The organism is Demequina sp. (assembly GCF_047975725.1).
Taxonomy (GTDB): Bacteria; Actinomycetota; Actinomycetes; order Actinomycetales; family Demequinaceae; genus Demequina.
The window spans coordinates 20893-37879 of sequence record NZ_JBKEED010000021.1 but is presented as its reverse complement, the minus strand read 5'-3'; the positions used below and the strand labels follow the sequence as shown (position 1 = coordinate 37879).

Annotated in this window: 21 protein-coding genes; 13 read left to right on the top strand and 8 right to left on the bottom strand. The window is 68.5% G+C overall.

Annotated features, from left to right (window positions below):
- Nucleotides 1–13: 13 nt before the first annotated feature.
- Nucleotides 14–706 (bottom strand): Crp/Fnr family transcriptional regulator, encoded by a 693-nt coding sequence (locus ACK5NO_RS07545; RefSeq protein WP_416812054.1) that lies wholly within the window; start codon nt 704–706, stop codon nt 14–16.
- Nucleotides 699–1109 (bottom strand): hypothetical protein, encoded by a 411-nt coding sequence (locus ACK5NO_RS07540; RefSeq protein ID WP_416812053.1) that lies wholly within the window; start codon nt 1107–1109, stop codon nt 699–701. Before ACK5NO_RS07540 ends, ACK5NO_RS07545 begins: the two co-directional genes overlap by 8 nt.
- Before the next feature lie 104 nt (nt 1110–1213).
- On the opposite strand from ACK5NO_RS07540, the gene nth reads away from it, so the two are divergent.
- Entirely contained in the window at nt 1214–1918 is a 705-nt protein-coding gene (gene nth / locus ACK5NO_RS07535) for an endonuclease III (RefSeq protein ID WP_416812052.1), read from the top strand.
- Between the two features lie 139 nt (nt 1919–2057).
- On the opposite strand, the gene nhaA is transcribed toward nth, so the two are convergent.
- Nucleotides 2058–3416 carry a Na+/H+ antiporter NhaA gene (nhaA, locus tag ACK5NO_RS07530; RefSeq protein ID WP_416812051.1) on the bottom strand — a complete coding sequence of 453 codons (1359 nt, stop codon included), beginning with the start codon at nt 3414–3416 and terminating at the stop codon, nt 2058–2060.
- A gap of 38 nt (nt 3417–3454) precedes the next feature.
- Nucleotides 3455–4174: a winged helix-turn-helix domain-containing protein gene (locus ACK5NO_RS07525; RefSeq protein ID WP_416812050.1), complete on the bottom strand. Its 720-nt coding sequence runs from the start codon at nt 4172–4174 to the stop codon at nt 3455–3457.
- A gap of 56 nt (nt 4175–4230) precedes the next feature.
- On the opposite strand from ACK5NO_RS07525, the gene ACK5NO_RS07520 reads away from it, so the two are divergent.
- From ACK5NO_RS07520 to dtd, 9 genes are all read left to right on the top strand, one after another.
- The gene (locus tag ACK5NO_RS07520) at nt 4231–4965 is read left to right on the top strand and encodes a hypothetical protein (protein ID WP_416812049.1); all 735 of its coding nucleotides are present in this window, start codon (nt 4231–4233) and stop codon (nt 4963–4965) included.
- 20 nt (nt 4966–4985) lie between these two features.
- Nucleotides 4986–5420, top strand: coding sequence for a thioredoxin family protein (locus ACK5NO_RS07515; RefSeq protein WP_416812048.1), 435 nt, complete (start codon nt 4986–4988; stop codon nt 5418–5420).
- Nucleotides 5421–5443: 23 nt separating this feature from the next.
- Entirely contained in the window at nt 5444–5884 is a 441-nt protein-coding gene (locus tag ACK5NO_RS07510; protein ID WP_416812047.1) for a DUF4395 domain-containing protein, read from the top strand.
- A 145-nt stretch (nt 5885–6029) separates the two neighbouring features.
- A complete protein-coding gene (locus ACK5NO_RS07505; RefSeq protein ID WP_416812046.1) occupies nt 6030–6566 on the top strand; it encodes an FABP family protein in 537 nt (178 codons plus the stop codon).
- A gap of 13 nt (nt 6567–6579) precedes the next feature.
- Nucleotides 6580–7758 carry a YgfZ/GcvT domain-containing protein gene (locus ACK5NO_RS07500; protein ID WP_416812045.1) on the top strand — a complete coding sequence of 393 codons (1179 nt, stop codon included), beginning with the start codon at nt 6580–6582 and terminating at the stop codon, nt 7756–7758.
- Nucleotides 7759–7838: 80 nt separating this feature from the next.
- Nucleotides 7839–8099, top strand: a complete 261-nt coding sequence (locus ACK5NO_RS07495) for a type II toxin-antitoxin system Phd/YefM family antitoxin (RefSeq protein ID WP_416812044.1) — start codon at nt 7839–7841, stop codon at nt 8097–8099.
- Between the two features lie 2 nt (nt 8100–8101).
- Nucleotides 8102–8533, top strand: coding sequence for a type II toxin-antitoxin system VapC family toxin (locus ACK5NO_RS07490; protein ID WP_416812043.1), 432 nt, complete (start codon nt 8102–8104; stop codon nt 8531–8533).
- Nucleotides 8534–8564: 31 nt separating this feature from the next.
- A complete protein-coding gene (locus ACK5NO_RS07485) occupies nt 8565–8891 on the top strand; it encodes a DUF2516 family protein (RefSeq protein WP_416812042.1) in 327 nt (108 codons plus the stop codon).
- A 7-nt stretch (nt 8892–8898) separates the two neighbouring features.
- Entirely contained in the window at nt 8899–9324 is a 426-nt protein-coding gene (gene dtd, locus ACK5NO_RS07480; RefSeq protein WP_416812041.1) for a D-aminoacyl-tRNA deacylase, read from the top strand.
- 111 nt (nt 9325–9435) lie between these two features.
- On the opposite strand, the gene ACK5NO_RS07475 is transcribed toward dtd, so the two are convergent.
- Nucleotides 9436–10314 (bottom strand): DUF4190 domain-containing protein, encoded by an 879-nt coding sequence (locus ACK5NO_RS07475; RefSeq protein WP_416812040.1) that lies wholly within the window; start codon nt 10312–10314, stop codon nt 9436–9438.
- Between the two features lie 202 nt (nt 10315–10516).
- Here ACK5NO_RS07475 and ACK5NO_RS07470 point away from each other — a divergent pair, with 202 nt between their 5' ends.
- Both ACK5NO_RS07470 and ACK5NO_RS07465 read left to right on the top strand, forming a co-directional pair.
- Nucleotides 10517–11785, top strand: coding sequence for a sensor histidine kinase (locus ACK5NO_RS07470; RefSeq protein WP_416812039.1), 1269 nt, complete (start codon nt 10517–10519; stop codon nt 11783–11785).
- Nucleotides 11782–12480: a response regulator gene (locus tag ACK5NO_RS07465; RefSeq protein WP_416812038.1), complete on the top strand. Its 699-nt coding sequence runs from the start codon at nt 11782–11784 to the stop codon at nt 12478–12480. Before ACK5NO_RS07470 ends, ACK5NO_RS07465 begins: the two co-directional genes overlap by 4 nt.
- A gap of 31 nt (nt 12481–12511) precedes the next feature.
- Here ACK5NO_RS07465 and ACK5NO_RS07460 read toward each other — a convergent pair whose 3' ends face one another.
- From ACK5NO_RS07460 to ACK5NO_RS07450, 3 genes are all read right to left on the bottom strand, one after another.
- Nucleotides 12512–13210: a hypothetical protein gene (locus tag ACK5NO_RS07460; protein ID WP_416812037.1), complete on the bottom strand. Its 699-nt coding sequence runs from the start codon at nt 13208–13210 to the stop codon at nt 12512–12514.
- Between the two features lie 72 nt (nt 13211–13282).
- Nucleotides 13283–13516 (bottom strand): helix-turn-helix domain-containing protein, encoded by a 234-nt coding sequence (locus tag ACK5NO_RS07455; protein ID WP_416812036.1) that lies wholly within the window; start codon nt 13514–13516, stop codon nt 13283–13285.
- Nucleotides 13513–14121: a hypothetical protein gene (locus tag ACK5NO_RS07450; protein ID WP_416812035.1), complete on the bottom strand. Its 609-nt coding sequence runs from the start codon at nt 14119–14121 to the stop codon at nt 13513–13515. Before ACK5NO_RS07450 ends, ACK5NO_RS07455 begins: the two co-directional genes overlap by 4 nt.
- A 263-nt stretch (nt 14122–14384) precedes the next feature.
- On the opposite strand from ACK5NO_RS07450, the gene ACK5NO_RS07445 reads away from it, so the two are divergent.
- Nucleotides 14385–16982, top strand: a complete 2598-nt coding sequence (locus ACK5NO_RS07445; RefSeq protein ID WP_416812034.1) for an ATP-dependent Clp protease ATP-binding subunit — start codon at nt 14385–14387, stop codon at nt 16980–16982.
- The last annotated feature ends 5 nt before the right edge of the window (nt 16983–16987 follow it).

Here is a 16987-nt window from a genome sequence, read left to right as displayed (position 1 = left end):
GGAAGGGGGCGAGTCAGCGCGAACGCGCGCGCAGGCGCTCGGGCTCGTAGACCTCGACGGCGCCAATGTGCACGTCGATCCAGCCGCGCGAGGCAAAGTCCGCGAGCGCCTTGTTGACGGTCTCGCGCGAGGCGCCTACGAGCTGGGCAAGCTCCTCTTGCGTCAGACCGTGACGCACGGTCACGTGGCCACGCTCCATACGCCCAAAACGGTGACCCAAGTCGAGGATCGCCTTCGCCACACGCCCGGGAACATCGGAAAACACGAGGTCCGCCATGGAGTTCGACAGGCGGCGAATCCGCTGCGCAAGCGCGCGCATCAGGTGCCGCGACATTTCCAGATGATCGTCGAGCCACGCGTCGAGCACGGACTTGGGAAGCTCGTAGACCACCGAGTCCTCGACCGCGTGCGCGCGCGACAACCGCGGCCCCGGGTCAAAGACCGACAGCTCGCCAAGCATGTCCCCCACGCCCAGCAGTCCCAGCAGGTTCTCGCGACCATCGCGAGCGGTGCGGGCCATCTTGACCTTGCCCTTGACGATGACAAAGAGCGCCTGGCCCTCGTCGCCTTCGTTGAACAGCACCTCGCCCTTGGCAAGTTCAATGCGCGTCATCATGGCGATCAGGGACCGCGCGCTGGCGCCGTCCATTCCGCCAAACAGCGGGGACGATCGCAGCAACTGCTCCTCGCGGGGGGACTCACCCATGGGTGCCGCCCTGCATGTGAGGGCTGATGCGACGCTGCTGTCCCAAAGCTCTCACCATCTGTGCGGTCACCATCTCCAAGTTGTCACTGACACGATCTTCATAAGACTTTAGCCGGGCATCGAGGCTGACGAGCGCTTCCACGCTGGAAGGGGTGGCAGTCTCTGGCGCTGGCCACACCGCGCCCGACAGTTCCGACACGGTCGGCGCGTCGGCAGCGAGAGCCTCCCACGCATCGGCCATACCGAGCGAACCGAGCTCGGCGACGTCGGTCAGCCGAGCGATCGCCAAGTCCTTGCGTGCCTGAACCAGGCGCCGCCACCAACGGACGCGGGCAATCTCGCGACGTATCTCTCGCCTGCGGTGCCTCAGTTCCGTGATGTGAGCAGACAGGTCTGGGGTCATGTCTGTCACCTCCGGGCGGTCTCGTGAGTCGGCATGGGTGGCACCGACTTTCTGTCTATCGGCCCGGTGCGGGCACCCCTTGAGAGTCGCTTAAGGTGGCGCTCATGGCCTCTCGTACGCCGCTGACCGTTGCCGTGGCAGGCGCCGATGCGCCCCCGGTCGCCCTGACCCGTCGTGCCAGGGCAATTAACCGCGCGCTCGCTGAGGTGTACCCGGACGCGCACTGCGAACTCGACTACGACAACCCGTTCCAACTGTTGGTCGCGACGGTCCTGAGCGCGCAGTGCACCGACGTGCGCGTCAACCAGGTGACCCCTGGGCTGTTCGCCGCGTACCCCGACGCACAGGCCATGGCGGGCGCCGACCGCGACCACCTCGAGGAACTCATCCGGCCCACGGGGTTCTTCCGCTCGAAGGCCGAGTCGCTCTTGGGGCTCAGCCGCGACATCGTCGAGCGCTATGACGGCGAGGTTCCTGGCCGCCTCAAGGACTTGACGACGCTGCGGGGCGTGGGCCGCAAGACGGCCAACGTCGTGCTCGGTAACGCTTTCGGGATCCCGGGGATCACGGTGGATACCCACATGGGGCGCCTGGCGCGGCGCCTAGGCCTCACGGTCGAGGAGGATCCGGTCGTGGTCGAGCGCGAGCTCATGGCCCTCATCGAGCGGCCCGAATGGACCCTGTGGTCGCACCGGGTGATCTTCCACGGCCGGCGCCGGTGCATGGCTCGCAAGCCCGAATGCGGCGCCTGCGAGATTGCGGCCTTGTGCCCGTCCGCCCCTGGGGCACGGGTGCGTGCGGCCTCCTGAGAGGCTCGCTTTCACCGCGCGCCCGGCCGATGCGGGTATCAGGCTCGCTGCGACCGCGCCAATCGTGTCGAGACGGGTATCAACCGGGATGGTGAGGCGCGTTCGGGGCGTGTGACGCTGGGTGGGGCTAGCGAGGCCGCTAGTGCTTGTCCGCCTGGGGCTCGGCTTCACCCGGGGCGGGTAGTTCGTTGACGTCGACGTCGTCGCGAGCGCCGATCGCGCCGTAGCGCTGGGCCACGAGTCGCGACTCCTCGATGGGCGTCGAGCGCTGTTCGTAGATGGCGCGATAGTGCCGGTCACGCCACGCGAGCAGGGTCGAGCCGATGATGGCGGCCGTCACCGAGGCGAACAGCACCGACATCTTCACCTCTTCCACCACTGTCTCGTTGCCCACGAAGGCGAGATCGCCAATGAGCAGGGACACGGTGAAACCGATGCCGGCGACAAAGCTCACCGCGCCCACGTCCCACCACGACAGACCGCGGTCGAGCCCCGCGCCCAGCACCTTCGCGGCGAGGAAGGTGAACAGCAGAATTCCCAGCGGCTTGCCGATCACGAGGCCAAGGAAGATGCCCTGGGCGATCGGGTCGCCCGCGGCCACCGCAATGCTCTCGGGGTTGAGGGCCACGCCTGCGGCAAAGAGCGCGAAGATCGGCACGGCGACGCCGGCGGAGATCGGGCGCCACAGGTGCTCCCAGTGCTCGGCGAGGGCGTGCTTCTCTCCCTTGCGGGCCACCGCGGGCACCACCATGCCGAGCGCGACGCCCGCGATGGTGGCGTGCACCCCGGAGGCGTGCATGGTCGCCCACGCGGCCACACCAATGGGGATGAGGATCCACCAGTGGGTGATGCGCTTGCGTGCGAGGAACCCGAAGGTCGCGACCAGCACCACGGAGGCCGCGAGCCATTCGAGGTGCAGGTCAGACGAGAAGAACACCGCGATGATGATGATCGCGAGCAGGTCGTCGACCACCGCGAGCGTGAGCAGGAAGGCCCGCAGCGCATTTGGGAGCCACTTGCCCACCACGGCGAGCACGGCGATAGCGAATGCAATGTCCGTGGCGGTCGGCACGGCCCAGCCTGCAGTCGAACCACCTTCTCGCAGCAGGTTGGTCGTCACGTAGATCACGGCAGGCACGAGCATGCCGCCCACGGCGGCCACGATCGGCACGATCGCCGTCGCGGGCTTGCGCAGCTCCCCGACAACGATCTCGCGCTTGAGTTCAAGACCCACGACAAAGAAGAAGATCGCGAGCAAACCGTCCTTGGCCCAGCCCTCAACGGACAGGTGCATGTGGAGGGACTCGGGCCCGAACTCGAAGGCCTTGATGGTCTCGTATGACTCCGACCAAGCCGAGTTGGCCCACACCAGTGCGACGAGGGTCGCGACTGCCAGCAGGATGCCGCCCGTGCGTTCGGCCCTCAGCACATCGGCGAGGGTCCTCTCCGTGGATGGGGTGACGCGTGAGAACAGGCGGGTACGGCTGGAGCGGGCCATCAAGCCTCCAGATAGGGGTTCGGGGTGACCCCTCCAGGTTACCGAGCGCTGGGGCTCGTGACTCCGTCGGGTGCCGAGTGCTTGGACTGGGGCGGGTCAAATCGGTAGCCGACGTTGCGCACGGTGCCAATCAACTGCTCGTGTTCGGGGCCAAGCTTGGCACGCAGGCGCCTCACGTGAACATCCACGGTGCGCGTGCCGCCGTAGTAGTCGAATCCCCACACCTCTTGCAGCAACTGGTCGCGGGTGTAGACGCGGCCGGGGTGCTGCATGAGGTACTTCAGGAGCTCGAACTCCTTGTAGGTGAGGTCGAGGGGTGCGCCGCGCAGGCGGGCCGTATAGCCGCCCACGTCCATGGTGAGTTCTCCGGAGGAGTACTCGGCCGCCTTCTCCAGCGGATCCTGCATCTGAGCGCGGCTCACCATCAGGCGAATGCGGGCTTCGACCTCAGGCGGCGACGCGTCTGAGAGCACCACGTCGTCTGCACCCCAGTCGGCGTTGACGATCGACATGCCACCCTCGCGCAACACCAGGAGCAACGGCACGGAGACGCCGGTGACGTGCACGAGCTTGCAGTTGTTCCTGGCCTCGGCCAGATCGTGACGACCGTCGACCACCACGATGTCAGCGTCGAGCGCCTCGAGCATCGCAGACGGCTCTGGCGGCAGCACTCGGGTGCGGTGCGACAGCAGGCCGAGCGCGGGCAACACTTCAGACGCTCCGTCTCGCGACGGGGTAAGCACCAGCAGGTCGGCCATCGCCACCTCCGTTCGGCCTTTACTGTAGCGGCGCACCAGGTGAGACACTAACCCCCATGAATCCCACGACCCGAGCGACCATCACGGCTGTCGCGGCTTCAGTGATCGCTGTCTCCGGGTTCCTGGGAACGCGCTACCTCGTCGTGGGCGCGCTTGCGCTGATGGCCGGTTTCGCCATCGGATGGCCGCGTCTGACTCGTGTGCCGCGCTACTGGGTATCGAGCGCGATCATCGGGGCCGGGTCCATCGCCGCCCTGGTGGCGGTGGTGCTCGGCAAGAACGAGCCCTACCTGCGATACGTCGTGGTGGCGGTGGCCGCGATCGTCGTGGCATCGCTCCTGGCCGAGGTGTTCCTGCCCAACCCCCGCGGTCATGCCGTGACGGCTGTGGCCTCGACGTCCTCAGGCGGCACCATCGCCGCGGCGGGTGCGGCCTGGGTCGCTGGCAACCTCACGGTGGGCGCGGAGGACCTTGTCGTGTGCGGTGCGGCCGCCGTGGCGATGGCAGCAGCAGTCTCCGTGCTGACGCGTAGGCCCGGGGTCAACACCTTCGCGGCGCTGACGATGGGCTGCGTCTCGGGAGCCGTCACCGGCTTCTTGTTCACCTCCATCACCTGGTACGCCGGAATCCTTGTGGGCCTGGGCGCTGGTGTCGCCGTCGTCCTCATGGTCGAGATGACCCGTCGTGAGCCCCGTCCCCGCTCGGTGTGGGCGGGAATAGCCTCGGCGATTACTCCTGTTCTGGTGGCCGGGGTACTGGTGTACCTCGGTGGCCGACTGCTCGTCGGCTAGATCTACGACAAGGACGGCCGATGCTCGAAAGGCTCATCGCGCTCGCCGCGCTTCTCGCTGTGGCCAGCCTGGGGTACTGGTGGTGGCAGTCGCGACAAGGGCGGGTGCGCGACGTTGACGGCGCTGCCGAACTCACCGCCCGGGACCTGGGAACTGACCGCGGCGCCCACGCGACGTTCGTCCAGTTCTCCACGCCCATGTGCGCCAAGTGCCCCGGCACCGCGCGTCTACTCCAATCGGTCGCCGCTGACCACCGCTACGTGACGCACGTGGAGGTCGACGCCTCGCAGCGGCTCGACCTTGCGCGGCGCTTGAACATTCTGCGCACACCGACCACGCTGGTGCTGGATGGCGAGGGGCGCATCGTTGCCCGGATGGACGGTGCCCCGACGTTCGCTCAGGCCCAAGAGGCGCTCGCCGCAGCCACGCGCGGCGCCGCAGGTTACTCGATCTAGAATCACTGTCCAGGAGGAGGACCATGGCGCAGGACATTCAGATCGACCCTCGCGGGTACCGGTTCGGGGCGGCAGTGACGCTCGCGTTCGCGGTGGCGGTGATGCTGCTCGGCCCCTCGACTGCGGGGCTCGTGACGCTCGCAGTCTTGGTCGCCCTCTTCATCCCTGCGGCACTCATCGGACCACAGGCGTCGCTCCAATCGATGCTGTTCAAGGCCCTGCTGCGCCCGCGCATCGGCCCTCCCACGGAAACCGAGTCGTACCGGCCGCCGCGCTTCGCGCAGCAAATGGGCCTTGCGATGTCGGCCGCCGCCCTCGTGCTGGGCGTGCTCGATGTCACCTGGGGCTTCTGGCTCTTTGGTGCGATGGTGACCGCCGCATCGTTCCTCAATGCCGCCTTTGGCTTCTGCCTGGGTTGCGAGATCTATCTGCTGCTCAAGCGTGCCGGGGCACGCGCCGCCTAAGTCACGGGCAACGACGCCCGAGTAAGGACTCACACACCATGACTGGACTGGAGATCGCCTTCACCGCCCTCGCCGTCACTGCCTTTGGCGCGACGATGTGGGTGTCAGGGATCATCGCCTGGAGAATTCTGAGGAGCCCGCGCCGGTGACTTTCAACCTTCCTGACGACCTCGCCCCCGAGGTCTACCCTCTCGCCTGGCTCGTGGGCCGCTGGTCTGGCCACGGAGAGGTCGCCTACCCCGGCATACCGCGGGCACAGATCCTCCAAGAGGTCGAGTTCGACCACGACGGCGGGCCGTACCTGACGTACCGTGCCAGCACCTCGCTCATGGGCGCCGACGGCGAACCCGGCCAGGTGTGGGCCGTCGAGTCTGGCTTCTGGCGCATCTCGCCCCAGGTCCCCGACGGGGTCGAGCTCCAGGACTTCCAGCACCCCGTCGAGGTCGTGCTGTCGGACGCCTCGGGCTTGCTGAGCTGCTACATGGGCGCCGTGGGTAACGGCCGCATTGACCTCGCGACCAAGTTTGTCGCCGCGACCGAGTCGGGACCGGGCGTGCGCGGCGCGACCCGCATGTATGGCAACGTCGCCGGCACACTCATGTGGGCGTGGGACCTCGCCGCGTTTGGCCAGGAGCTGCAGTCATACATGAGCGCCGAGCTCACCCGCACCGAGGCCTCCTAAGGAGGAATCCGCCATGACCGCCGTGCGTTCCACCGCCATGACCTCCCCCCTGCTGGCCCTGCCCGGGGCCGTCCCCGACACGGGCGCGGACGCGGGCGTCGCGTGGCACTACGGCGACCCCACGGCAGAACAGCGCGCGCTCGAGGCGGGCCGCGCCGTCGCCGACCAGTCGCACCTGGGCATCGTCACCGTCACGGGACCCGATCGCCTGTCCTGGCTCGACTCGCTGTCGACCCAGCAGGTGGGCACGCTCGAGCCGGGCGAGTCGACCGAAGTGATGATCCTGTCGCCGCAGGGGCGTATCGAGCACGTGGCCTCGCTCGTCGACGATGGCGAGCGCGCATGGCTCATCACGGAGACTGCCCCTGCCTTGGCGATGTTCCTTGACCGCATGCGCTTCATGCTGCGCGTCGAGGTGGCGGACGTCACTGACTCGTGGGCGACCATCGGTGAGGCGATCGGCGCGAACGCCGCCACCGGCGAGCCCGTCACCTGGGTGGACCCGTGGCCGGGCATCACGGCTGGCGGCACCACCTACGCCGCCGATCCCCACGCCGAGCACCCTGGTGCCGACCGTGCGTGGCGACTCGTGATCGTGCCCCGCGGCGAACTCGACAGCGCGGTGCGCTCCCGCGTGGACGCGGGCTGGACGCTCGTGGGAACGTGGGCGACGGAAGCGGCCCGGATCGCCGCGCATCGGCCCCGCGCCGCGCGCGAGGTGGATGACCACTCGTTGCCGCACGAACTCGATTGGCTGCGCACTGCCGTGCACCTGCACAAGGGCTGCTACCGCGGCCAGGAGACGGTCGCGAAGGTGCACAACGTGGGGCGGCCGCCGCGCCGGCTGGTGCTGCTGCACCTGGACGGCTCCGGTCACGCGCTGCCCGAGCGCGGTGCGCCCGTCATGCTTGAGCCCGCAGACGGCGGCGAGGCCACGCAGGTGGGCAAGGTGACCTCGGTGGCCCGCCATCACGACCTTGGCCCCATCGCGCTGGCGGTCGTCAAGCGTTCCGTGGACCCCTCGTCGGTGCTCATGGTGCCCTCCGACGGCGGCCCGCTCGCGGCCTCTCAGGAGCTCATCGTGAACGCCGACGGCTTCTCTGCGGACCGCCCTCCCAAGCCCGGCCCCACCATGAAGGGCCTGCTCATGGGCAAGGGATGCGCGGCCGACGGCGGCGACCTCCCCGGTTGATACCCGTCTGAACGCGATTCTCACGGCGCTCGCACACGAGATACCCGTCCATGCGTGCCGCCGGGAGTACCGTGGCAAGCGTGGAGATTTCAGTGACGGAGCTGCGCGCCGGACTGCGCAAGGCCATCGACGCGGCAAAAGACGGCGAGGACGTGGTCATCACCGAGCGCGGCCTGCCCGTCGCCCGTCTCACAGGCATCGAGTCGACGACCCTGCTCACCAAGCTCGAGGCCGAGGGCCTCATCACCCCTCCCGCCGAGGCCCGCGCCGTGCCGCGACTGCCGCAAGCGGAGGCCGCCAAGGACGCGCTGTCGAGCCTGCTCGGCCGCATGCGGAGGTAACGGTGTCGCTCGTCTACCTGGACACCTCCGCCCTGGTGAAGTTGTGCGTGCTCGAGACGGGCACGCCGCTCGTGGTGGGACTGTGGCAGCACGCCGATGCGCTGGTCACCTCCCGTATCGCCGACGCCGAGGTGCGTTCGGTGTTTGCTGCCGCCGAGCGCATCGGCCGAATCGATGCCGCCCCCGCCGCCCAGGCCCGCGACCGCTGGAAAGAACTGTGGCCATGCCTCGCGACCGTCGAGGTGACGGCGGACCTCGCGCGCCACGCCGGCCAGCTCGCTGATCGCCGTCCCCTGCGGGCCTGTGACGCCCTGCACCTCGCGAGCGCACTGCTCCTGGCCGACGCCAAGCCGATCTTCGCCGCCTGGGACCGCCGCCTGGCCGCCGCCGGCCGCGCGGAGGGGCTCACCGTGCTGCCGCCTACACTTGCGTGAGTCGAGTATCTGAGACCTCACGGGAGAAACCTTGTTCAGCACCCTCCAGCACCTGATCGTCCTGCTCTTGTCGGTCGCGGCACTCGTGGGAGCAATTTGGGCGCTCGTCGACGCCTCCAAGTACTCGGACGGTCAGTACAAGAACGCTGGCAAGAACTCCAAGGGGATGTGGCTCGCCATCCTCGGCGTCGCCGCGCTCATCGCCTTCATCTCCCTGCCGTGGCCCCTAGGAGGCGGAGGCGGAATCGGCGGCCTGCTCGGCATCGCGGCCATCATCGCCGTCATCTATTACTTCGTCGACGTCAAGCCCAAGGTCTCGGGGACCTCCGGCGGTGGCGGGCGCCCCGGCGGCTGGTAGCGAGCCGATGCGCGCCGTCCTTCAGCGTGCCTCGCGCGCCTCGGTCACGGTGAACGGCACCGTCACCGCATCGTTCGACCGTCAGGGGATCGTCGCGCTCGTGGGCGCGACCCACGACGACGGCCCCGAGCAGGTCGAGACCATCGCACGAAAGATCGCGGAACTACGCATCCTCGACGACGAACGCTCGGTCACCGACGCCGATGCGCCGGTCATCGTGGTCTCCCAGTTCACCCTGTACGCGGACGTCCGCAAGGGCCGCAGGCCGTCGTGGAACGGCGCTGCCCCAGGGCCCGTCGCCGAGCCACTCGTCGACGCGGTAGTGGAAGCGCTGCGCGCGCGGGGGCTCACCGTCGGCACCGGCGTGTTCGGCGCGATGATGGACGTCGCACTCGTCAACGACGGTCCCATGACAATTCTCGTGGAGGCCTGAGCGGCCGCCGCACCGCCGTCCCACCGCTGGCGCACGGCAACGGGGTGGCACCCTCAGCGTGCCACCCCGCCACCGCATCGGCCCTGCTAGAGGCCTCCCCCCTGGGCGCCCCTACTGCGCGGGGAGCGCGAAGAACACGTCATCCGCAAAGAACCCAGGGGTGACGCGGATGAGTCCATCGACGGTGTCGGGGACCATCATCGCGAGGCGGCCGTCCTCGGTGGCTCCGTTGTACAACTCCGCCAGGGAGTCGAAGTCAGGCTCGATCCCCATCACGAACTGGTCGTGGGGACTGACGACGGTGCCGTCGGCTCCGACGTAGTCGAAGCCCACCTCCAAGACGTTGCCCGCGTCGTCTCCCGTGTAGGTTGCGGCGACGTCCACGGTGATCCACACCATGCCGTCCTCGGCAGGGTCGTTGACGTCGCTGGCTGCCGCGACCTCAGCGTTGGCGTCGGCGTCGAAGGCGGTCAGCGCGATGGTCCAGTTGTTGTTCTCGATCACCTCGTCGAAGGCGTAGGGGTTGTCGCGGGTGCCGGCGGCGGGCTCATCGGCGGCAGGCTCCTCGGCCTCGTCATCGGCGGCTTCATCATCGGCGGCCGGCTCCTCGGCAGCATTGTCGTCCTCGACGACGGCCGTGTCGCCACCGGCGGCCTCGTCAAAGGCATCCGAGACAGCGTCAGCCGCGACCGCCAGGAACACGACGAAGCCCACGATGGTGCCGACGACTGACAGGATCAGACCGGCGATCGAGGAGCCCTTCTTCTGCCCCTTGCGGGTCAGGCCCACGATCGACAGGACGAAGGCGGCCGGCAGCAGCAGCCACCCGACGATGAGTGCCCCGGGGATGCAGGCAAACACGAAGCCGACAATGCCAAGAATCATCGCGATCAGGCCCACGGTGTTCTTCGGCAGTGCCTCGGGCGCGGGGGCCGCGATGGGCTGGACGGCCCCGGCGGGGGGCTCCGGGGGAAGGTCGTGCTGAGTCATGGTGTCCTCGGTTCTCACTACGGGTTCTCACGACGCGGCGCCAGGTGGCCTCCGCGGCCCTCACATGAAGGCGTGACCAGCCTCGCGAGCGAAGCCCAGCCCCCGCATCGGCCGTTCGGACACGACCACATGGCCGTTCGGCCACTGTGCTGTGACCATGGGCCGATGCCCGCTGTCGGGCGGCGGGCCTACTGTGTCCCGCATGAGCTCCTCTTCGCCTGTGCACACAGGTACCGCGCGAGTGCTGACGCACGTGTGGGATGTGGTGCTGTTTGCCCTGGGCGCTTTGACCACCGTGATCGGGATCATGAACGTGCCCGCGGCCCACGTCGATGGCGTCCTCAATGGCCTGGGAGTCCTGCTGGTGCTCGTGAGCACGGCGCTGTGGGTCGGCGTGTTCTGGCGACGCCGTGCCCCCTGGGTGGTGGTCGCGTGCGGTGGACTGATCGCACTGATCGGCAACGAGTACCTCCTGGGGCTCATCGGGGTGTTCCACGTGCTGCTCACCGCGACCTGGCGGACCCGCATCTGGACCGCTGCGGCCGCGAGTACTGCCGTCTTTCTGTTCTGGCTGCGCGAGGTCACGACCCCGTGGGGGTCGGGGCTGTGGCAGTCCTCGACGGGTGGGCCAAGGGAAGAAGCGGCGATCAACGCGATCATCGCCATCGTGTCCCTGTCGGTGACCTTTGGCGCCGCCATCGTCACCGTGAGCCGCCGAGCGGCCACGAGCGAACGGCGCAGGGCCGATGCGCAACACGCCTTGGTCGAGCAGCTCGGCGACGATCTGGCCAAGGAGACCGAACGGCACCAGATCGCTCGGGAGATCCACGACGGGCTCACCAACAAGCTTGCGCTGTTGTCGATGATGGGGGGCAACGTGGAGCGCGCCGTGGCCCAGGGCTCGCCCGACGCGCCCGCGATGGCTCATCAGCTCAAGTCGCAGTCGCGCGAGGCGCTCGAGGAACTGCGCGGGCTGGTGCAGGAGCTGCGCAGTGCGCCCGACGCGCCCGTCCTGCCCCGGGGGTCGATGAGGGGCGTGGGCAAACTCATCGCTGAGGCGCGGGCAGCGGGCACTCGGGTCGACGCCATGGTGATGTTGAGCGACATCGACGGTGCCACGGCGGCACTCGACGGCGCCGTGCATCGGCTCGCGCAGGAGTGCCTGACCAATGCCGTCAAGCACGCCCCGGGTGCGGTGGTCACGTTGTACCTCGAGGCCTCCCCGACGAGCGGCGTGCGCCTGCGCGTCTCGAACCCCCTGGTCGTCGGAGTCGATCGGGCGACCAGCGTGGGGGCATCGTCCGGGACCACGGGGATGCGCGAACGGGTCAAGGCACTGGGCGGCACCGTGTGGATCGGTGATCACCAGGGCGCGTTCATTGTCGATGCGACATTGCCGTGGACGCGACCAGCCCCCCGCGCGGCGACTGGGGCTCCGATGTCACCCTCCGGCCCTACCCTGGGCGCATGACCGCTCCCTCGCCCGAGCAGGGCACGCCCGAGCCAGTCTCCGTGCTGATCGTGGACGACGACCCCATGGTGCGCCAGCAGGTGAGGTTCGTGTTGGGCATGGACGCTCGCGTGACGGTGGTGGGCGACTGCGGGGACGGTGCGAGCGTGCTGAGCGAAGTGGAGCGCGTGCGGCCCCGTGTGGTCCTCATGGACGTGAGCATGCCCATCATGACTGGGGTCGAGGCGACCGCGGCGCTGGCTCAGCGCCACGACGGTGGACCCGCGGTGATCGCGCTCACCGCTATGGACCACGATGACTCGCTGCTCGCAATGTTGCGCGCAGGTGCGCGGGGGTTCGTTCCCAAGGAGTACGCCGACGAGGACCTGGTGACGGCCATCGTGCGGGTTGCCGCTGGCGGCGGCTACGTCTCCCCTCATTGTCAGCCGATGCTGTTTGCTCACCTCGACGCCGGCAAGCCGGACTCGGGGCAGGCAGCGGCGGCCCAGCAACTGTCGCATTTGACCGGCCGTGAGATCGCCGTGGCCCGTCACGTCGCGACCGGCGCACGGACTGCGGACATCGCGCGGGCGCTCTACGTCTCCGAGTCGACGGTCAAGAGCCACCTCGACTCCATCCGCACCAAACTGGGCGTCGCGAGCCGCGAAGAGATCGCGGTGCTCGTCGAGCGGGCAGGCGCCGCGGCGGAGGGCTGATCGCCCGGAGCGGCGCGTGTGCCGCGAACGCTCAGGTGCCCACCATCGAGGTGTCGGCGTCGATGAGCCAGTGGTTGCGCAGCGTGATAGCGCGCTCGATCGCCGCCACCAGGCCCGCGAAGAACAGCGTGGTGGTCGCCCATCCGGGCAGGTCGACCGGCGAAACAAACGGATCCACGTGGGGCGCGACCAGCTCCCATCGGGTCACCATCTCGACCAGCGCGAGGCTCGCGACGGCCAGGGAGACCAGCAGAATGACCACCGCCGCGACCGAGATGATCCTGCTGGCCAGCGGGTGGCGCTCGCCGAAGCCCGCGCGCAACCCCTCCGCTGAACGGGGGTGAGGCGTGAGCATGCGTGCCTCACCAGGCGTCTCGGCCCAGTGGAATCCCGGCTCATCCTGCACTACGTGCATGCGCTTGAGGCCGTACATGGTGGCCTCGACCTCAATGCGACCTCCCGGCACGGGGAAGGCTGCGGGCACGCGCGAGACCGCACTCTGGCGCCCGTCGCGGTACAGCTGGGCGACGATGTCACCGGAGTCGTCTGTGCCAAGGAGGTGGACATCGACGGCGTAGGTCGAGCTGACGCCATCGTGGTCGCGCAGGTCGACGGTGAACAGCGACCGCACGAGCGGCTGCCACCACCGATAGGGCTTGAGGGCGGACCCGTCGCCAGGCTTCACCCTCGCTGCGCGCCGACGATCGCGGGTGCGTTGCCACCAACTCATGTGCTCTGCCCCTGATTCACGCGGCCATGGTCGCACAGGCGTGACCCGCATGCCCGGGTTCACATGCCCGGGTTACGAGCGCACCCGGACCAGCAGTTCCCCGACCTCGCAGCCGAGCGCCTCGCAGATCGCGGTGAGCGTCGAGTAGCGGATGGCCTTCGCGCGGTCGTTCTTCAGCACGCTGAGGTTCACCACCGACACACCCACCGCCTCGCTGAGCGCGGTCAGGGTCATCTCCCTGGCCGCCAGGAGTTCGTCGAGGCGGCAGTGGATCCCCGAGTCGTCGACCGGCTCCGCGGGGGTCACACGAGCCCCTCGCTCTCGCGCTGCAGCTTCTCGCCGATCTGCAGTGCCACGGCGACCGCGCCCACCATGAGCGTCGCCACCACGGGGAAGATGTCCGTCTCGAAGGTCAGCGCCTCGTAAGAGCCGTCGCTGATGGCCGACAGCGCGCCGTTGGTGGTCATGTCGGTGAGGATGCCGCCGACGAACCACCCGGCGGTGAGGACCGTCGCACCGCCCCAGGCGAGTGCCGCCGTTCCCTTGTCGAACGCGCGCCCCCGCGCGAGGCGTCGGAAGAACGCCAGCGCGATCGCGAGGCCGGCGCACACCGCGACGGCCATCCAGATCGGCTGGGCGTAGAGCGCGAACAGGGTGGCGCTCGCGGGGTCCTCCACGCCCACGATGGCGGTGGTCGCGGCGGCCTCCTCCATGGCACCGCCCGGTCCCACGGGAAGGGAGACCGCCTCCTCGTCGACGGGCACCTCTACCGGGATCGCGCCGCCCGCCGCGACCTCGCGCACTCGCTGAATCGCGAGCCACACAAACGTCGCCGCGACGGCTGCCACCATGGCGGCCGAGAAATACGTGGCAATGCGGTCGGACTTGTCTGGCATGCGGCTGTCGTTCATGGCGCCCCCCATATCGACTTTCGTTGTTATTGAAAAACGATACGCAACGACTATCGATAGGTCAACCCCTGCGTCGTCCCAGCCCGGCGGCTGGGTCAGGGCCGATGCGCGAGCCGGCCCGCGCATCGGCCCTCCCGAATCCAGTTCACGCCTGTGGCGAACACGGGCATGAGCACCACCCCCGCCTGGTTAGCCTGGATCCAGGAGCCCCAGGACACTGCGGCGACCCCCCGGCCCCGGCCGGATGGAACGAGGAGGAAATCATGTTCGAACGGTTCACCGATCGAGCCCGTCGTGTAGTCGTGCTCGCGCAAGAAGAGGCGCGCATGCTCAACCACAACTACATCGGGACGGAGCACATCCTCCTTGGCCTTGTCCGCGAGGGCGAGGGCGTCGCAGCGAAGGCCCTGGAGGCCATGGACATCTCCCTCAACGGCGTGCGCGAGCAGGTCCAGGAGATCATCGGCGAGGGCTCGCACGCCCCGTCCGGCCACATCCCCTTCACCCCGCGCGCCAAGAAGGTGCTCGAGCTGTCGCTGCGCGAGGCGCTTCAGCTGGGCCAGAACTACATCGGCACCGAGCACATCCTTCTGGGCCTCATCCGCGAGGGTGAAGGCGTGGCTGCGCAGGTGCTCGGCAAGCTCGGCGCCGACCTGGGCGGCGTGCGCCAGCAGGTCATCCAGCTTCTCAGCGGCTACGAGGGCAAGGAGCCCGCGACCGCTGGCGGCGGTGGGCCCCAGGAGGGCACCCCGGCCGGTTCGACCGTGCTTGACCAGTTTGGCCGCAACTACACGCAGGCCGCGCGCGAAGGCAAGCTCGACCCCGTCGTGGGCCGCGAAATGATCATGGAGCGCGTGATGCAGGTCCTGTCGCGCCGCACCAAGAACAACCCCGTGCTGATCGGCGAGCCCGGCGTGGGCAAGACCGCCGTGGTCGAGGGCCTGGCCCAGGCAATCGTGCGCGGCGACGTGCCCGAGACCCTCAAGGACAAGCACCTGTACACGCTCGACCTTGGTTCGCTCGTGGCCGGCTCGCGCTACCGCGGTGACTTCGAGGAGCGCCTCAAGAAGGTCCTCAAGGAGATCCGCACCCGCGGCGACATCATCCTGTTCATCGACGAGATCCACACCCTCGTGGGTGCGGGTGCCGCCGAAGGCGCGATCGACGCCGCGTCGATCCTCAAGCCCATGCTGGCCCGCGGCGAGCTGCAGACCATCGGCGCAACCACGCTCGATGAGTACCGCAAGCACGTCGAGAAGGACCCCGCGCTCGAGCGCCGCTTCCAGCCCATCCAGGTGCCGGAGCCGGAGCTGAGCCACGCGATCGAGATCCTCAAGGGTCTGCGCGATCGCTACGAGGCCTTCCACCGCGTCACCATCACGGACGATGCGATTGTCGCCGCCGCGCAGATGGCCGACCGTTACATCTCTGACCGATTCCTGCCGGACAAGGCGATCGACCTGATCGACGAGGCGGGCGCGCGCCTGCGCATTCGCCGCATGACGTCGCCTCCCGAGCTGCGCGACCTCGACGACAAGATCGCGGACGTGCGCCGCGACAAGGAGTCGGCGATCGACGAGCAGGACTTCGAGAAGGCCGCGTCGCTGCGCGATGTCGAGCGTCGCCTGTCCGAGGAGCGCGCCGCCAAGGAGGAGGCCTGGAAGTCGGGCGACCTCGACGTGGCCGCCGTGGTGGACGAGGACCTGATCGCCGAGGTGCTCGCAATGTCGACCGGCGTGCCGGTCACCCGCGTGTCCTCCGACGAGTCCAGCCGTCTGCTGTCGATGGAGTCCGAGCTGCGCAAGCGCGTGATCGGTCAGGAGCAGGCCGTCAAGGTCCTCGCCCAGTCCATCCGTCGTACCCGCGCCGGCCTGAAGGACCCCAAGCGTCCTGGTGGCTCGTTCATCTTCGCCGGCCCCACCGGTGTGGGAAAGACTGAGCTCGCCAAGGCCCTCGCCGAGTTCCTGTTCGGCGACGAGGGCGCGCTGATCTCGCTCGACATGTCCGAGTACGGCGAGAAGCACACGGTGGCCCGCCTGTTCGGTGCGCCTCCCGGCTACGTCGGCTTCGAAGAGGGCGGCCAGCTCACTGAGAAGGTGCGTCGCAAGCCGTTCTCCGTGGTGCTGTTCGATGAGGTCGAGAAGGCCCACCCCGACATCTTCAACTCGCTGCTCCAGATCCTTGAAGACGGCAAGCTGACCGATGCTCAGGGTCGCGAGGTCAACTTCAAGAACACCATCATCATCATGACCACCAACCTGGGCGCCGACGCGATCTCGCGTCGCCAGGCGACGGGCTTCTCCGTGGTGTCCGAGGCCGGACACTCCTACGAGGACATGGTGAAGCTGGTGAACTCGAAGCTCAAGGAGCACTTCAAGCCCGAGTTCCTCAACCGCGTGGACAACGTGGTGGTCTTCCCGCAGCTCACGCAGGACGAGATTGTCCAGATCGTGGACCTCATGGTCGCCCGTCTCGACGAGCGCATGAAGGACAAGGACATGGGCATCGAGCTCACCGAGGCGGCCAAGCAGCTGCTCGCGGAGAAGGGCTACGACCCCGTGTTGGGTGCGCGACCGCTGCGCCGCGCGCTGCAGCGCGAGATCGAGGACCCGCTGTCGGAGAAGATCCTGTTCGGCGAGGTCACCTCCGGCCAGCTGGTCAAGGTGGACGCTGAGGGTGAGGGCATCCTGGGCGAGTTCACCTTCACGGGCGTCGACCGTGACTCGATCGTGGGCGAGCCCCTCGCCGAGGACCGCGAGGTCCGCGTGGGCGGCCGTCCGGATGAGGTCGAGGGCGCCGACGTCCCCCGCGCTGAAGGCTCCGGAACCCCCAGCCCCGAAGCGTCAGCCTCGAACGAGTAAGCCAG

Bases quoted from the DNA above. Each gene is read 5' to 3' on its own strand.
- ACK5NO_RS07460 (WP_416812037.1), bottom strand. From the start codon at position 13,210: ATGAGTTGGTGGCAACGCACCCGCGATCGTCGGCGCGCAGCGAGGGTG.
- ACK5NO_RS07465 (WP_416812038.1), top strand. From the start codon at position 11,782: ATGACCGCTCCCTCGCCCGAGCAGGGCACGCCCGAGCCAGTCTCCGTG.
- nhaA (WP_416812051.1), bottom strand. From the start codon at position 3,416: ATGGCCCGCTCCAGCCGTACCCGCCTGTTCTCACGCGTCACCCCATCC.
- ACK5NO_RS07450 (WP_416812035.1), bottom strand. From the start codon at position 14,121: ATGAACGACAGCCGCATGCCAGACAAGTCCGACCGCATTGCCACGTAT.
- ACK5NO_RS07475 (WP_416812040.1), bottom strand. From the start codon at position 10,314: ATGACTCAGCACGACCTTCCCCCGGAGCCCCCCGCCGGGGCCGTCCAG.
- ACK5NO_RS07470 (WP_416812039.1), top strand. From the start codon at position 10,517: ATGAGCTCCTCTTCGCCTGTGCACACAGGTACCGCGCGAGTGCTGACG.
- nth (WP_416812052.1), top strand. From the start codon at position 1,214: ATGGCCTCTCGTACGCCGCTGACCGTTGCCGTGGCAGGCGCCGATGCG.
- ACK5NO_RS07515 (WP_416812048.1), top strand. From the start codon at position 4,986: ATGCTCGAAAGGCTCATCGCGCTCGCCGCGCTTCTCGCTGTGGCCAGC.
- ACK5NO_RS07540 (WP_416812053.1), bottom strand. From the start codon at position 1,109: ATGACCCCAGACCTGTCTGCTCACATCACGGAACTGAGGCACCGCAGG.
- ACK5NO_RS07445 (WP_416812034.1), top strand. From the start codon at position 14,385: ATGTTCGAACGGTTCACCGATCGAGCCCGTCGTGTAGTCGTGCTCGCG.
- ACK5NO_RS07520 (WP_416812049.1), top strand. From the start codon at position 4,231: ATGAATCCCACGACCCGAGCGACCATCACGGCTGTCGCGGCTTCAGTG.
- ACK5NO_RS07500 (WP_416812045.1), top strand. From the start codon at position 6,580: ATGACCGCCGTGCGTTCCACCGCCATGACCTCCCCCCTGCTGGCCCTG.
- dtd (WP_416812041.1), top strand. From the start codon at position 8,899: ATGCGCGCCGTCCTTCAGCGTGCCTCGCGCGCCTCGGTCACGGTGAAC.
- ACK5NO_RS07525 (WP_416812050.1), bottom strand. From the start codon at position 4,174: ATGGCCGACCTGCTGGTGCTTACCCCGTCGCGAGACGGAGCGTCTGAA.
- ACK5NO_RS07510 (WP_416812047.1), top strand. From the start codon at position 5,444: ATGGCGCAGGACATTCAGATCGACCCTCGCGGGTACCGGTTCGGGGCG.
- ACK5NO_RS07545 (WP_416812054.1), bottom strand. From the start codon at position 706: ATGGGTGAGTCCCCCCGCGAGGAGCAGTTGCTGCGATCGTCCCCGCTG.